Source organism: Vreelandella venusta (assembly GCF_015689495.1).
Lineage (GTDB): Bacteria > Pseudomonadota > Gammaproteobacteria > Pseudomonadales > Halomonadaceae > Vreelandella > Vreelandella venusta.
This window is the reverse complement of record NZ_CP065135.1, coordinates 1,490,064-1,503,776: the sequence shown is the minus strand read 5'-3', so window position 1 is coordinate 1,503,776 and position 13,713 is coordinate 1,490,064. Positions and strand designations below refer to the sequence as shown.

Here is a 13,713-nt window from a genome sequence, read left to right as displayed (position 1 = left end):
GAAATAAATGCGATATTTGCCGCAAAAGCTGATCAGCTTTTACAGTTTGATAGTGCCTATTGATTGAACACAGCGCGTACCTGCTCACCTAAAAAAACCCCCTTGGCACTTGCGAGCCAAGGGGGATCAGTTAAGCCTGTAACAGTAGTGGGTGACCTTAGAAGTGCCACTCCAGATTAAAGGTCATGGCATCGGTATCGACACCCGGTTGGCTGTGGTTTCCGAATTTGTTGCGCCAATACTCATAACCGACGCCCATCCATAAGGAGTTTTCCGCACCCCATGCAACTTGCCCGACGTCTAGCATCAACGAGGTGCGCATTAACTGCTCAGGCTCGGTCGCTTCGCCAAAGTAGTCGTCTCCTTTTTCGCTATTGTAGTTATAGAATCCTTGGAATTTTAACGGCAGCGCCGCCGCTTTAAACGGCAGCCCCCAGGCCAAGTTAATTTGGTAATAGGGATCAAACGAAATACTGTTCTGATTTTCTGGCAGTCCACAAGGTGGCAAGCCGCAGTGGTTCCACTCACGGCTATAGAACAGACTTAGATCCACAAAGCCTCTCGGCACATCAAATTTAAACGTTGGCCCCACTACTAATTGGCGTTTACGTGGTGCAAAGCCAGTATTTTTGGTGTTTAGGTCAAACCCGAATGTCAGTGCCGTGTCCTTGACGGGCCCGAAAGCGATGGGCTCATTGAATACGCCGCCCCCATGGAGTTGATGACGGTATGTCAGATAGGCTTCCGTTGCCCCTGAATCACTGTTATTGGCGGGGTCTTGGCTGCTGGACTGAAGCACGTCTAGATTTAAAAAGTTTTGGCCCAGTGAGTAACCACTAACATGGGTAAACTGGAGAATATGCTTCTCTATGTTCTCTGGGTTATTCGGCTCGGTAAACTGCGTTCCATAGCGATACCCCACGGACGTATCACTCCATGTCGCTGCCTGGGCACCTGCCGAGATAGTGCCAAGAGAAGCGCCTATCGCCAGATACGTTACCACTGCTCGATTGCTCTTCAACATGCAAAACCCTTTGTTGTTTAATTTTGTTTTTAGACATCTTTCTAAGCGCCCTTCTATAAGGACCTTCCTAACGCCGTTATGCCCGCTTTTCGCGGGTGCGGTAGCGATTTTTTTGCGGAAACGGCACTTCTTAGAGTACATTTAGCAATATTTATTGTATACAATAAAACAGATAAACAAATACAAATGGAGGATACAATGTCGCGTATTTTAGAAGCAGCTCGCCCCAGCCGCCTAGGCTTAGACGCCTTTCTTGAGCATTACGGGGACGTTTTTGAACATTCACCCTGGGTAGCCGAAACCGCTTGGAAACAGGGGTTTACCGACCAACACGATGACCCAGATGTGCTAGCTGACTGCATGGGCAATGTGCTTAAGGGTGCTGATATTGATCAGCAAATTGCAGTCATCCGCGCTCACCCAGACCTTGCCGGGAAAGCAGCTCTCGCGGGCGAGCTAACCCAGGATTCCACTCGCGAACAGGCTGGTGCGGGGCTAGATCAATGCTCAGCCGAAGAGTTTGAACGCTTTCAACGCCTCAATCAGGCCTATCAAGATAAGTTCGGTTTCCCCTTTGTGATTGCTGTTAAAGGGCTTGATCGACACGCCATCCTTTACGCGTTCGAAAAGCGCCTTGAAAACGACGCCGCTACCGAGCGTCAAACCGCTATTGAGCAAATCATCCAGATAGCGCGCTTTCGCCTGCACATGCGTGCGGCCGAGGCAGCGTAATTCTCACGCGCTTAGCGCTTCTATTTTCCTTTCAGCCTGACCTGTGGTGCTCGGCCCTTCAGGCTGTGAGGCTTACCTTTTATCGTCATTCGGAGAGACCTCTATGAGTCTGGAGACAAGAGAAGATCTCGATCCGCTCGAAACCACGGAGTGGCTGGAATCCCTGGAATCAGTACTGGATCGTGAGGGCGAAGATCGTGCCCGCTACCTGATGACCCGCTTGGCGGATCGCCTGCGCCGGGACGGGATGAAGGTACCCTTCTCGGTGACAACCCCGCACCGGAACACCATCCCTGTGCATCGCGAAGCCCCGATGCCCGGCGATCTGTTTATGGAGCGCCGCATTCGGTCGTTGATTCGTTACAACGCCATTGCCCAGGTCATCCGTAATAACCGCGCCAACCCCGGGCTGGGCGGCCACATTGCCAGCTTTATGTCGTCGGCCACGCTGTACGATGTTGGCTTTAACCACTTCTTCCGCGCCCCCAAAGGCGACTTTGAAGGCGACCTGATTTACATCCAGGGCCACGTTGCCCCGGGGATTTACGCGCGTTCCTACCTGGAAGGCCGTTTGTCAGAAGAGCAGATGGACAAATTCCGTCGCGAAGTCGACGGCGATGGCCTCTCGTCCTACCCGCACCCGTGGCTGATGCCGGATTACTGGCAGTTCCCCACGGTGTCCATGGGCCTTGGCCCGATTCAGGCCATCTATCAAGCCCACGTGATGAAGTACCTGCATCACCGTGAGCTAAAAGACATGTATGACCGTAAGATCTGGTGCTTTATGGGCGACGGCGAGTGTGATGAGCCGGAGTCACTGGGCGCCATTTCCCTGGCCGGGCGTGAAAACCTAGATAACCTGATCTTCGTTATCAACTGCAACCTGCAGCGCTTGGACGGTCCGGTTCGCGGCAACTCCCGCGTCATGGACGAGTTCGAAGGCGTATTCCGGGGTGCCGGTTGGAACGTCATCAAGGTGGTCTGGGGACGTCACTGGGATCCGCTGTTCGAGAAGGACAAGAAAGGCATCCTGCAAAAGCGCATGGATGAAGCGGTCGACGGTGAGTACCAGAACTACAAGGCCAACGGCGGTTCGTACACCCGCGAGCACTTCTTCGGTAAGTACCCCGAAACCGAAGCGATGGTCAACGACCTGTCCGACGAAGACATCTGGAAGCTCAACCGCGGTGGCCACGACCCGTTCAAGGTCTACGCGGCCTACCACGAAGCGGTCAACCAGACCAACGGTAAGCCCACGGTCATTCTGGCGCACACCGTCAAAGGCTACGGCATGGGCAGCGGCGATGGCGAAGCCGCCAACGAGTCCCACCAGGTCAAGAGCATGGAGTACGAGGCGTTGCGTAAATTCCGCGACCGCTTCGGTATTCCGCTCACCGACGAGCAGCTCAAAGATGTGCCCTATTACAAGCCGGAAGAAGACTCTCCCGAGCTGAAATACATGCACCTGCAGCGGGAGCGCTTAAACGGCTACCTGCCGAGCCGCCGCAGCGACTTTGAGGCGCTGGAGATCCCCAGCCTGGAAGACAAAACCTTTGCCTCGCAAATGGTCGGTTCCAAAGGGCGCGAAGTCTCCACCACCATGGCGTTCGTGCGCGTGCTGAACGGGCTGGTGAAAGATAAGAAGCTCGGCAAACATGTCGTCCCGATTATTCCTGACGAAGCACGTACCTTCGGCATGGAAGGCATGTTCCGTCAGCTTGGCATCTACACCTCGGAAGGTCAGAAGTATGAGCCGGTCGATAAAGGCCAGATCATGTTCTACCGCGAGGATCAGAAAGGCCAGATTCTCGAAGAAGGGATTAGTGAAGCCGGTGCCATGTCCGCGTGGATTGCCGCCGCGACCTCCTACAGCAATAACAACGTCACCCTGCTGCCGTTCTACGTCTACTACTCGATGTTCGGCTTCCAGCGCATTGGTGACTTGGCCTGGGCCGCCGGTGACCTGCAAGCCCGCGGCTTTATGGTCGGCGGCACCGCCGGGCGTACCACGCTCAACGGTGAAGGCCTACAGCACCAGGATGGCCACAGCTTGATTCAAGCCTCCACCATCCCCAACTGCCGCAGCTACGACCCGACCTACGCCCACGAAGTGGCGGTCATCCTCCAGGATGGTCTGAAGCGCATGTTCTCCGACAAAGAGAACTGCTTCTACTACCTGACGGTGATGAACGAAAACTACGAGCACCCCGCGCTTGAGAACGTGCCCACCGACGATATCGTCAAAGGCATGTACCTGCTCAACGAAACCCAGGGCGATAAAGGCCGCGTACAACTGCTGGGCTCCGGCACCATCCTGCGCGAAGTCGAAGCCGCCGCCGAGCTATTGGCCAACGACTGGGGCATTGGGGCGGATATCTGGAGCGTGACCAGCTTTAACGAGCTGCGTCGCGAAGCGCTGCTGCTGGAGCGTGAAGGCTTCCTGAACCCGGACGCTGAGGCTAACAAGCCCCACGTGACGAAGTGCCTGGAAGGCCGCGACGGCCCGGTGATTGCCTCCACCGACTACATGAAGCTCTACGCCGACCAGGTGCGTGCCTGGGTACCGTCTGAGTACACCGTGCTGGGCACGGACGGCTTTGGCCGTTCCGACACCCGCGAGAAGCTGCGCTACTTCTTTGAAGTAGACCGCTACTTCGTCACCGTCGCGGCGCTACGCGCGCTGGCAGACCGTGGTGAGCTTGATCGCAAGCACGTCGGCGAGGCGCTGAAGAAGTATGGCATTGACGCCAACAAGCCGAACCCGCTGACCAGCTAAACCGCTGCCCGGCGGGCAGATGCCCGCCGGCTCGATCCGATTTGGAAGGAGCGCGACCTTGAGTAGCGAAATCATCAAAGTTCCCGATATCGGTGGCGATACCGATGTCGAAATCATCGAGATTGCGGTGTCAGAAGGCGACGTCATTGAAGCGGAAGACACCCTAATCACCCTGGAATCCGACAAAGCCAGCATGGACGTCCCGGCCCCAAAAGGCGGCAAGGTGCTCAAAGTGCTGGTCAAAGAAGGCGATAGCGTCTCCGAAGGCGACGACATCGTTGAGCTGGAGGTTGAAGGCAGTACAGACGGTGGCGAAGAGACGTCAGCCCCCGCGTCTGACAGCCAGCCCAACGACGCGCCAGCGAAACAAGCCAAACCGACGCAGGAAGACGCCCCCGCACCGGCAGCGAAGAAAGCCAGCGGCGGTAAGCAGACGGTCGATATTAAAGTGCCTGACCTGGGCGGTTCCGACAGCGTTGAAATCATCGAAGTCGCGGTTAGCGCCGGTGATGAGGTCAACGCCGAAGATACCCTGATCACCCTGGAGTCTGACAAAGCCTCCATGGACGTGCCCAGCCCGCACGCAGGTAAGATCGTTGCGCTGACGGTCAAAGAAGGCGATAGCGTTTCGGAAGGCGACGTGATCGGCCAGATGGAGATCGCTGGCGACGGCGGTGATACATCGGCTGAAGAAGACGCACCGCAAGCCGCTGCTGAAGAACCGGCCGTTGAAAACCCTGTCGCTAAAGCACCAGCAAAACAAGCGCCTTCTCCTGAAGGCACCCCAAGTCCGGAAGCACAAATCGCTGCTTACCAACCGCGGGATAGTAAGCTGGTACACGCAGGCCCAGCAGTACGCATGCTGGCACGTGAGCTCGGCGTCGACCTCGGCCTTGTTAAGCCTAGTGGCCCGAAAGATCGGGTGCTGAAAGAGGATGTGCAGGCTTACGTGAAGCAGGCCATTGCCAACCAAGGTAACGCACAAACAGCGGCTGCCCCGGCAGCGAGTGGTGGTGCAGGCATCCCCGCGATACCAGAAGTCGACTTCAGTCAGTTTGGCGATGTCGAAGAGAAGCCGATGGGGCGCCTGCTCAAGATGGGCGCGACCAATCTGCATCGCAGCTGGCTCAATGTGCCTCACGTGACACAGTTCGACGAGGCCGACATTACCGAGCTTGAAAGCTTCCGTAAAGCCATGAAAGCCGAGGCCGAAGCCCAGGGCGCTAAGCTGACACCGTTGCCGTTTATGGTCAAAGCCTGTGCCTTTGCACTGCGTAAATTCCCCCAGTTCAACGTCAGCCTGAAAGGCGACGGCGAAACGCTGGTATGGAAAAACTACGTGCATATCGGGATTGCCGTGGATACCCCGGATGGTTTGATGGTGCCGGTAGTGCGCAACGCCGATAAGAAATCCTTGATTGAGATAGCCAAGGAGATGGCGGAGCTAGGCAAAAAAGCGCAAACCAAGAAGCTAAAGCGTGATGAAATGACCGGTGGCTGCTTCACCATTTCGAGCCTTGGCTCGATTGGTGGAACCGCGTTCACACCGATCGTTAATGCGCCGGAAGTAGCGATCCTGGGAGTATCGAAAGCGCAGATGAAGCCGGTATGGGATGGCAGCGCCTTCCAGCCGCGCTTAATGATGCCGCTCTCGCTCTCCTACGATCACCGGGCGATTAATGGTGCGGATGCCGCCCGCTTTACGGCCTTCCTGGCCGATGTGCTGACGGATATACGTCGATTGCTGCTGTAATCGTCTCAGCGTAAGCCACCAGCGGCGCCCAATTGGGCGCCGCTTTTTTGAGACATCAGTTTGAGGCATTGAAATCTATTGTTAGCGAAAACTCAGGGTTAGCAAAAATCCAGGGTTAGCGAATCACGCCCTAACGGATTTACCGCCTAGAATAGTCATCAAATCGTCGTTTTCCGGCTCTTGAGACGACAGCACCAGCAAAGACTCTAAGCTATTAAGGTGCGTGTATATCGCCTGCTTAGCCGCCTGCGCATCACCACTCGCCAAGTGCCCAAGCAAGTTGGCATGGTCGCCTTCCAAGTAGCAAGAAGACAACCCTGGACGCTTATAAAGAGCAATGACAATTGACGTTCGCAAGACGAGATCGGTCAGAGGGTTATCGCGCCATCATGCACTATGAAGACCATAAGGCGATGCTAAATCGACGCCGCACGATGTGGGCTTTACGCTCCAAATCGACTGGAGTACTTAGGCCGCCTCAGGGCTCATATCGCTGGCGGTTGACCAAGAATCTCCAAGCCTGATCCCAACTCGTTTTCAATTGCCTGACCAACGGCCAATAATTTGGCGTCTTGCCAGGCCCCACCTAGCACTTGCAATCCAACTGGCATGCCAGCGGCATCTTTTCCAACCGGCAGTGTTAGCGCACATAGGCCAAGAAAATTAGCGATCACGGTATTGCGCAAGGCGTGCATATTGGATTTAGGGTAGGCGTCTTCCGGTTCAAGGCTTTCGATAGTAGGTGGCGTAATCGCCACCGTGGGAGTCAGTACCGCATCTACATCTGCCATGCGAGTGGTGGCCACAGCATACAGCGAATCCAGTACTGTGCGGCGACGTACGTACTCCCAAGCGGGCATATCATCAGCTGCTTTGACTCGGGCGGCAACGTTGGGATCGAGAGAATCAATCATCTCAGGTAGTTCGGTTTTGAGAAACGCTGCCAATTCCGGTGCAGCCACCCCCCCCAGTTTGAAGAGTTCATATGCGTCGTTGATTCCGGGCAGTTCCAACGTCACTATTCGCGCCCCGGCGGCTTCCAGCTGTTTAATGGCCGCGCGAACGGTTTCGGCAATGCCCGGGCTGCAGTCATCCCAGAAAAATGTTGCTGGCACGCCGAAGGTCAAATCCGCAAGGGAGGGCGGCGCCGGGACTCGGTTATCTTTACCACTAAGGCCGGGATCCAGCGCATCAAATGCGAAGGCAATATCATCCACCCGCCGCCCCAGCAGCCCGGGGGTATCTAGCGTGCTTGATAGGGGAACGATCTGTTCAGTGGACCAGCGTCCAGCGGTGGTTTTTAGCCCTACGACTCCGGTCATCGAGGCAGGAATACGCACCGAGCCAGCAGTGTCGGTGCCAAACGCCAAGCTCGCCGTGCCACTCACCAGCGACACTCCAGCCCCAGAACTGGAGCCGCCAGGCGTGCGGTGCTGGCTAGTATCCCACGGGTTGCGCGGCGTTCCCCAGTGGGCGTTGGTGCCCAGTCCACCAAAGGCAAACTCAACGGAGTGGGTTTTACCCATCACGGAAGGTAAATGCTTCAGTAACGCGCTGACTACCGGGCCCGGACGCTCCCAACGCTTCGGCAGGCGTTGGGAAGAGCCCGCATAGGTTGGCAGCCCGGTGACTGCATAAATATCCTTGATCGATACCGCCATGCCCATTAGCGCCCCCGCATCACCTCCCTGGGCGAGCACCGCATCGGCAGCTTTTGCCATTGCCAATGCCTGCTCGCCGTTCCAGGTGAGGTAGGCATGATCGTGCTTACCGCGTTGTTGGTACGCCGCTATAGATGCCTCGGCAAGTTCGGTAGCGGTGAGGGTGCCTGCACGTAGGCGTGCGCGTTGCTCACGTAAAGGTAGAAAAATGGCTAAATCCTGCATCGGTGCTCCCTATCGGTGCTTAGCGCACTTCAAAAATCGCTTCGACTTCCACCGCCGCATTGCCGGGCAGTGTCGCCACCCCAATCGCCGTTCGAGCGTGGCGCCCAGAGCCACCAAATAGCGCGACGAATAGCTCGGATGCCCCGTTGATCACCAGCGGCACATCGTGAAAGCCCGGCGCCGCATTAACGAAGCCATTCATACGCACGCAGCGCACCACGCGGGAAAAATCGCCATCAACGGCATCGCTGAGCGAGGCCAGCAGATTCAAGGCACACGCCTGGGCCGCCAGCTTGCCAGTTTCAAGATCGAACTCAGCCCCTATCTTACCGAGATAGAGAACGTCACCGTCACGCTCGCAAATTTGCCCTGCTAAAAACAGCTGACTGCCCAACTGAGACCAGGGCAGAAACATGCCACGCGGCCTTGGAATCGCCGGTAACGTAAGGCCCTGCTCCGCCACCGCTTGTTCAATCGTTTTGCTCATGGTTCGTTGTCCTTATTGTTTAGCTTCATTAAACCGGCTGTTAATAGATTAACGAGGGCAGCCAAGTACTCAGCCACGGTATATAGGTGATGATGATAAGCGCTAACAGCATCAAGCCAATCATCGGTAAACAGGCCTTGAACACTTCCTGCAGCGACATTTTGGAGATCGACATGGCAACGAACAGGTTCAACCCTACTGGCGGCGTAATCATCCCCACCGAGAAGTTGATCAGCGTGATCACCCCAAAATGCACCGGGTCTACGCCCACCTGGGCCGCAATGGGCTGCAGCAGCGGCGAGAGAACGATGATGGCCGAGGCGCTATCGAGGAAAAAGCCAGCAATGATCATCACGACATTAAACAGCGCCATGACCTGAAACGGATCGTCTGTCCAAGACAGCACCTCGCCTGCCAACTGACTAGGCGTGCCAGTAATGGCGAGTAGCCAAGAGAAAGCAGAGGCCCCCGCCGTAATCAGCAGTAACGTCGCTGAAATCAACCCAGAACTTCTTAGCGTGCCCGCCAGTTCCGTTACGTTAATGGTGCGGTAAACCACCATGCCGACAAACAAACCATATACGCAGGCCACCGCGGCTGATTCAGTCGGGGTAAAAACGCCGCTGTAGATACCACCTAGCAGAATCACCGGCAGTCCCAGGCCCCAAGCAGCATCTTTAAAGGCGACTAAAATTTGCCGCAGCGAAGGGAAAGGAGCACGTTCATAGCCTTTGATGCTGCTAAAAACGATGCAGTAGGCGATGAGAATAGAGGCAATCACAATAGCGGGCAGCAGACCCGCCGCAAACAACCGCCCCACCGAAGTACCGGTCACTGAGCCGTAGATAATCAGCGCAATACTCGGCGGCACAATCGGCCCCAAGGTACCGGCGGTGGCGATCAACCCAATCGCAAAGCGCTTATCGTAGCCAGCAGCGACAAGTGCCGGGAACATGATCGAGCCAATCGCCACCACCGTGGCGGGGCTTGAACCGGAAATGGCCCCGAAGAAGAGACATGACAACACCGTGGCCGCTGCCAAGCCCCCTGGCACCCACCCTACCAACGCTTTGGCAAGATTGATCAACCGGTCAGAAAGCCCGCCAATCCGCATTAGTTCTGCCGCCAGGATAAAAAACGGAATCGCCATCAGCGAGAAGTTGTTCATTCCGGTAAACATGCGCATCGGCACGATTACCGGATTGGTAGCGCCAAAGAATTCAATGGCAAGAAACACCGCCAATGCCAAGGAAGCAAAGATTGGTAGCCCAAGCAGTAGAACGGCAAAAAAGATCGGTAATAATGCAGTAATCATGGTCGCCCTCCAGGGTTAAATGAGCTTATCCGACTCAGCCACAAGCTCTTCGGAGAGACTTACCGGAGGCTTTTTCCAGACTTCATTGATTACCCACAGATAACGCAGAATCAGCAGCACACCGGAGACGCCAATCGGCAGATAGAACCATGCCATCGGCAAGCGAAGTGCAGCGGTTAACTGTCCGCGATCCAGTGTGCTGAAATAGAGAACAAAGCCGTAATAGGTCATGAAGCCAGCGAACACGATACCGATTAGTGCTGCGATCATATGCAGCCAGCGGTTCACAGCAGGCGAGGCAATGGCATTCAGCACATCCACCGAAATATGCGTGCCATGGCGCACACCCATACTGGCGCCTACAAAACTCATACAGATAATGGAGTAAATAACGACTTCTTCAGCCCAAAATAGCGAACCGCTAAAGCCGTAGCGATACACGACTTGGATGGTAGTGAGGATGGTCGCAGTCGACATGAAAACGACCATCGCCACACTTTCCAAGCGATCAAGACATTTGTTGAGCGCTTCGAACATGAGATATCCACACCCTGAAAGGGGTAAGAAGAGAGGAACTAGGCCTTAGCCGACCCGTTGGATCAATACTCGATACCCACAGCGTCATATACCTTATGCAGCAACTCCGTGGTGACGATATCTTCATACTCTTCGTGCACCGGCATGCTGGCTTCAATAAAGGCGTCGCGCTGCTCTGGGGTGAGTTCGTTGATCGCTATTTCGTCTTTGATCTCTTCCATAATGGTCTTTTCGTCCTGCAGCGTTAGCGCACGGGATGTGTCTCGGCCGTTATCGAAGGCTTCCAGCATGACAGCCTGCAGATCTGCCGGCAGCGAGTCCCAGGAGTCCTGGTTCATTACCGCTGCATAGGCGTGGTAAGCATGATTGGTCAGCGAGAGATAATCCTGGACCTCGTGGAAACGCATGGTGTAGATGTTGGCCAGTGGGTTTTCCTGCCCCGACACCACTCCCTGCTGCAGGCCGTTGTATACCTCGGTAAAAGCCATTGCGGTGGCGTTAGCACCCAGGTTTTCATAGGTAGAGATGATGATCGGCGCCTGCATGGTGCGCATACGGATACTGTCCATATCCTCGGGTGCTTCGATCGGTCGATCATTGTTGGTGATATGGCGGAAACCCGCTCCCCAGAAGTTGACGCCGTACATGTTATGGCCATTCAGGGTATCGAGGATTTCGCGACCTGCTTCACCATCCAGGGTTTCCACCATGGTGTCGTAATCGGCAATCAAGAACGGCAGATCCAAAATCTGCATGCGTGGCTCAAAGTTGCCCAGGGTGGCCGTTGGCGGGATACCGATATCGACTAGGCCCATCTGAATCTGCTCAATGATTTCAACGTCGCCACCCACCTGAGCGGCTGGCAATACGTTAATCTCAATACGACCGCTGGATTTCTGCTCTACCTCCTCTTTAAAGCGCAGCGCCGCTTGGCCGTTTGGCGTTTCTTCAATCAACACGTGGGCGAAGCTGAATGTATAATCGGCCGCATGGAGTTGAGCCGCACTTAGAGAAGCGACGGCAATAGCAGCAGAGAGGGTGGCTTTTGTCAGCGTTAGTTCCATGTCCAGTACCTTATTTAGTTATGGTGAATTGCTTTTTAGTTTTTGTTACTACAGTTGAGCAAATTTAAACGGCCGCTCACGCCATCAAGCTCTCCATCGCATCTCCCAACGCTTCGCGTGAGGTACTACTCAGCAGCAAGGCAAGTGCAAGCCTTGCCTTACGTGCGCTGATATCGTTGAGCGCGATCACCCCAGCTGATACTAAATCGGCCAAGCTGCCACTAAACTCATAACTGGTATTCACCGGCCCTTGAGCGCAACTACTCACGACTGCTATAGGGACGCCTGCGCTAATCAATGCTCGTATTTCGTTCATCCAGCTAGGTGGCACATGGCCCCGGCCTAAGCCATCGATTACCAACCCTTTCGCCCCACTCTCCACGCAGGCTTTCAGCAGTGCTGGCGAGGCATCCAGATAGGCGGGCAGTAGGTCGACACGCGGCAGTGGAACATCCCAGCCTTCAATGGGGGGGGCAATCGCCGTTCCCGTGTGATAAAGCTTGAGCCGCTGTCCATCGATATAACCCAGCGAACCGGCGCCAGGCGCATCAAAGCCGTTTAGCTGATAACTGTTGATCTTGCGAGCATAACGGGCGGCAAACAGCGACTCGTTAAATGCCACTACACAGCCAAGCTGTCTCAATTGAGGGGTTACCGCCGCCACAATGGCATCGCAGATATTTTTAAAGGCGTCGGTACCTAGCTGGTGAGGTGCCCGCTGGGAACCAGTGATCACACAAGGTTTATCCGCTGGCAGCGTGAGCGATAGAAAGTAAGCGGTCTCTTCCAAGGTATCGGTACCGTGGGTGATCACCAGACCGTCCACATCCGCTCGCGACAATGCTTTTCGCCCTTGGCAATGGAGTTCAGCAAGATCGGCGAGAGTGACGGCATTACTGGGTTTCTGCAGAATCGACATCACCTCTAACGTGACATCGACACCCTGCGGCAACGCTACCTGATTCAGTAACTGCTCGCCGCTTAAAGCCCCGGACTGGCTTCGCCCTGAGTCACTGGGCTTGCTGGCAATAGTGCCGCCCGTGGTCAATATCACGATGTGCTTTTTTGTCATTCAGGTTCTCATTTTTTATGCTTTTTGCCATACACAACAGACATCAGATGTCTGATTTCAGGCTAGACTAAAGAACAAACCCTTAGCAAGGCAGACATATAAAACAATTTGAAATAAGCATATTACATTTAAATATATGAAATCGAGCGTCTTAAGCCACTAGGCTTAGAACATTGATAAAATGCAGAAAACACCGATGAGCCATGCGAGGCCCACATGAGTTTTAAACGCCAGCCCGAGACTAACTCGACTAGTACAACCTCTTTTGGAGATTCAATGGATCGCAGTTCCGTTGCGCTGCAACTGCTAGAGCGTATTAAAAGCGCTCTTATACGAGGCGACCTCAAGCCAGGGGATTACCTGCCCTCGGAAACGGAGCTCACTCACACCCTGGGCATTGGTAAGTCAAGCGTGCGTGAAGCCATCAAAATGTTGCAAGCAATAGGGATTGTTGAGGTCAAACGGGGTCAAGGCACCATGATTCGCCGCGAACCAGGCACACCGCTCGTCGACCCGATGGCGTTTGGGATGATCCTGGCTCGAGGCATGACGCGGGATGTACTGGAGTTTCGCCGCATGTTTGAACCGGCTTACACGCTTCAAGCAATGAACGGGGCAACAGCAGAGGATCATCAACGTATTCAGCAGAGTATCGACGCTATGGAAGAAGCCATCCGAACGGGAGCTCAAACCTCCAAGCACGATATTGCCTTCCATCGTGCCATTCTGCACAGCACCCATAACCCCATGACCATCCGCGTCGGAGAAACCTTGCTACAGCTGATTGAAGCCGCGCTGGAAACCTCTATGCGCTCACTACCAGAAACCGCCTTGAAGGATCATAAAGCTATCTACGCTGCCTTCAAAGCAGGTGACACCGCCGGTATTCATGCAGCAATAACTGTTAGCAGCGAAAGCTGGGAAACCAACCTTACCTATGAAAACGGCAGCGAATTGAGTGCAGAACCACGCTAGAAAGCGTCAGGTATACTAACTAGCCGATCGCGATAATTCATCGCCAAGGAGCATGTTAATACCGCCCTTGCTAGGAAGCAGCGTCGTCAACA

At 54.9% G+C, this 13,713-nt stretch carries 12 protein-coding genes; 4 read left to right on the top strand and 8 right to left on the bottom strand.

Annotated elements, in window-relative coordinates; all coding sequences use genetic code 11:
• Positions 1 to 157: 157 nt before the first annotated feature.
• Positions 158 to 1,024, bottom strand: coding sequence for a hypothetical protein (locus IR195_RS07075; RefSeq protein WP_206049114.1), 867 nt, complete (start codon positions 1,022 to 1,024; stop codon positions 158 to 160).
• Between the two features lie 198 nt (positions 1,025 to 1,222).
• Here IR195_RS07075 and uraD point away from each other — a divergent pair, with 198 nt between their 5' ends.
• The 3 genes from uraD to aceF all read left to right on the top strand — a co-directional run bounded on the left by uraD (position 1,223) and on the right by aceF (position 6,285).
• Entirely contained in the window at positions 1,223 to 1,756 is a 534-nt protein-coding gene (gene uraD / locus IR195_RS07070) for a 2-oxo-4-hydroxy-4-carboxy-5-ureidoimidazoline decarboxylase (RefSeq protein WP_125747017.1), read from the top strand.
• 103 nt (positions 1,757 to 1,859) lie between these two features.
• The gene (aceE, locus tag IR195_RS07065) at positions 1,860 to 4,532 is read left to right on the top strand and encodes a pyruvate dehydrogenase (acetyl-transferring), homodimeric type (protein WP_125751270.1); all 2,673 of its coding nucleotides are present in this window, start codon (positions 1,860 to 1,862) and stop codon (positions 4,530 to 4,532) included.
• A 58-nt stretch (positions 4,533 to 4,590) separates the two neighbouring features.
• On the top strand, positions 4,591 to 6,285 hold the full coding sequence (gene aceF, locus IR195_RS07060) for a dihydrolipoyllysine-residue acetyltransferase (RefSeq protein ID WP_206049113.1): 1,695 nt from the start codon (positions 4,591 to 4,593) through the stop codon (positions 6,283 to 6,285).
• Positions 6,286 to 6,408: 123 nt separating this feature from the next.
• Here the strand turns inward: aceF and IR195_RS07055 are convergent, their stop codons facing one another.
• The 7 genes from IR195_RS07055 to IR195_RS07025 all read right to left on the bottom strand — a co-directional run bounded on the left by IR195_RS07055 (position 6,409) and on the right by IR195_RS07025 (position 12,646).
• The gene (locus tag IR195_RS07055; protein WP_241006807.1) at positions 6,409 to 6,642 is read right to left on the bottom strand and encodes a hypothetical protein; all 234 of its coding nucleotides are present in this window, start codon (positions 6,640 to 6,642) and stop codon (positions 6,409 to 6,411) included.
• 128 nt (positions 6,643 to 6,770) lie between these two features.
• Positions 6,771 to 8,171 (bottom strand): amidase, encoded by a 1,401-nt coding sequence (locus IR195_RS07050; RefSeq protein WP_206049112.1) that lies wholly within the window; start codon positions 8,169 to 8,171, stop codon positions 6,771 to 6,773.
• 19 nt (positions 8,172 to 8,190) lie between these two features.
• Positions 8,191 to 8,658, bottom strand: a complete 468-nt coding sequence (locus IR195_RS07045; protein ID WP_206049111.1) for a RidA family protein — start codon at positions 8,656 to 8,658, stop codon at positions 8,191 to 8,193.
• Positions 8,659 to 8,698: 40 nt separating this feature from the next.
• Positions 8,699 to 9,973, bottom strand: coding sequence for a TRAP transporter large permease (locus IR195_RS07040; protein WP_206049110.1), 1,275 nt, complete (start codon positions 9,971 to 9,973; stop codon positions 8,699 to 8,701).
• A 15-nt stretch (positions 9,974 to 9,988) separates the two neighbouring features.
• A complete protein-coding gene (locus tag IR195_RS07035) occupies positions 9,989 to 10,510 on the bottom strand; it encodes a TRAP transporter small permease (RefSeq protein WP_206049109.1) in 522 nt (173 codons plus the stop codon).
• 62 nt (positions 10,511 to 10,572) lie between these two features.
• A complete protein-coding gene (locus tag IR195_RS07030; protein ID WP_206049108.1) occupies positions 10,573 to 11,574 on the bottom strand; it encodes a TRAP transporter substrate-binding protein in 1,002 nt (333 codons plus the stop codon).
• Between the two features lie 76 nt (positions 11,575 to 11,650).
• On the bottom strand, positions 11,651 to 12,646 hold the full coding sequence (locus tag IR195_RS07025) for an asparaginase (protein WP_206049107.1): 996 nt from the start codon (positions 12,644 to 12,646) through the stop codon (positions 11,651 to 11,653).
• A gap of 276 nt (positions 12,647 to 12,922) precedes the next feature.
• Here IR195_RS07025 and IR195_RS07020 point away from each other — a divergent pair, with 276 nt between their 5' ends.
• The gene (locus IR195_RS07020; RefSeq protein ID WP_241006806.1) at positions 12,923 to 13,621 is read left to right on the top strand and encodes a FadR/GntR family transcriptional regulator; all 699 of its coding nucleotides are present in this window, start codon (positions 12,923 to 12,925) and stop codon (positions 13,619 to 13,621) included.
• The last annotated feature ends 92 nt before the right edge of the window (positions 13,622 to 13,713 follow it).